General features: G+C 35.3%; 3 protein-coding genes. All 3 read left to right on the top strand.

All coding sequences use genetic code 11. The annotated features are described in order from the left end of the window. The first annotated feature begins 3 nt into the window (after positions 1-3). Positions 4-138 carry a TrwH protein gene (locus ACFINO_RS09740; protein ID WP_375655616.1) on the top strand — a complete coding sequence of 45 codons (135 nt, stop codon included), beginning with the start codon at positions 4-6 and terminating at the stop codon, positions 136-138. A 69-nt stretch (positions 139-207) separates the two neighbouring features. Continuing rightward, positions 208-1,149: a type IV secretion system protein gene (locus ACFINO_RS09735; protein WP_375655614.1), complete on the top strand. Its 942-nt coding sequence runs from the start codon at positions 208-210 to the stop codon at positions 1,147-1,149. Positions 1,150-1,332: 183 nt separating this feature from the next. Next, a partial coding sequence (locus tag ACFINO_RS09730; protein ID WP_375612561.1) for a type IV secretion system protein occupies positions 1,333-1,577 on the top strand: 245 nt, incomplete at its 3' end.

Raw genomic sequence — 1,577 nt, 5'->3', positions numbered from 1 at the left:
CTTATAATTTTGATTGCAAACCTTTTATCGGCTTGTGCATTAGCACCAAAGCTAAAACAGCCCAATGATAGGAACCGTGTGCCTATTAATAAAACAATCCCTGCCGAAATCAAGCGAGGAGACAACGGAATCTCATAAACTGATTTATGAAGTTAATAATGTAATGGTCAGTCTTTCTAAATATGTGAAAATTAAAAGGTGTGAAATATGCAAAAGCTGATTATTATCATAGCGATTAGTGCTTTTCTTGGAACAACAAACTTAGCAAGAAGTAACACTCTTACTAAGCAAGGAGGAGGTCATAGCCGTTTTGCAGTTCCTACTATAGGGTCAGGAAATCTCGATTCAAGCAACAATTATAAACCAAAACCACCAAAAGGCTATGAGCCACCACGTAAACTTCCACCCGATATTAAAATTGACCTTTCTAATTTTGGAACGATGAGAAATCGCGTACCGTCCAAACCTAGTGGCTCTAAGCCATCTAACACACCTCCAATATCTCCCACAGCTCAGGTACCTAAATCAACTTTCGTATCTGCTCCATCAGCAAAATATCTGGAGCTTACTAATCTATTAAAAAAAGGGGAAATTATTGAGCTCTTAAAAAAACAGCTTGAGTTGAAAAAAGAACAACTTTCGCAAACAGAAAAAACCTATCAGGCTATAACAAATAGTCAAAAAACTGGACCTAAAACTATAGATTTTTCTAGTTTTTTTCTCAAAGAACCAGAATCGTTCTATAAGAGTGATAAGCTTTCAAGGAAATCATATCAAGAGGTATTAGAGGACGAAAACAAAGTTTCTGGGCCTTTTGATCAAATGGGCAAAACTATTTCAGAGCGTTTACAATTTGCATCGATACTAGATAAAGCTGTAACTTTAAAAAGTTTTGAAAACGTAGAAAATCGTTTTCAATACCTCAAAAATCTATTTAATGAACTTCAAACAAAAGAAAACCTGAAAGATACTGCAGATCTTCAAGCACATATCGATGGTTCGTTAGCCATGATCCAAAATGAATTTATAAAGATGGAAATGGTAGCGCATTTACGTGACGCTGAGCAATCACTTATCAAAAGGAAAAGACGCGAACTTGATATGAAAATTTTTGATCATGAAAAAAAAGGAATGCCTACCATACGATGAAAACAAAAGCCGATGTAGAAGGTTCAGTACTCTCTGAACAATTAAGAGAAGCACAAAGATTTTATCAAAGCCAAGATATCATGCTGAAAACACTTAGGTAATGTATAAATGAAAATGAGGCGTTTAGCATGTATCTATGTTCCAAAGTGATAAAAAATTGAAAATTCGTTAAAGAGGAATTCCATGAACTTTACAGTTTTCACGCAACTTTTCAATAAAATTGATCAGATAACAAAAACATATGTCACGGATGTTTCCTCAAAAGCAATTGTTACAATTACACCCTTCGTTTCAATTGGAATCACAATCGCTTTCATCATCTACGGATGGCTTATCATCCGTGGCGCTATAGATATGCCACTTTCCGGATTCGTAAACCGTTTCCTGCGGATAAGTATTATTACTTCAATAGCTCTTACCACAGGACT

Origin of the sequence: Bartonella sp. AA83SXKL (assembly GCF_042196965.1) — a bacterium.
Classification (GTDB): Bacteria; Pseudomonadota; Alphaproteobacteria; order Rhizobiales; family Rhizobiaceae; genus Bartonella.
Note: the sequence above shows the minus strand (reverse complement) of the source record. Positions and strands in the feature narration are given on the sequence as shown.

What these genes read in the sequence shown, in the direction of transcription:
- ACFINO_RS09735 (WP_375655614.1), top strand. Translation starts at nt 208, where the DNA reads ATGCAAAAGCTGATTATTATCATAGCGATTAGTGCTTTTCTTGGAACA.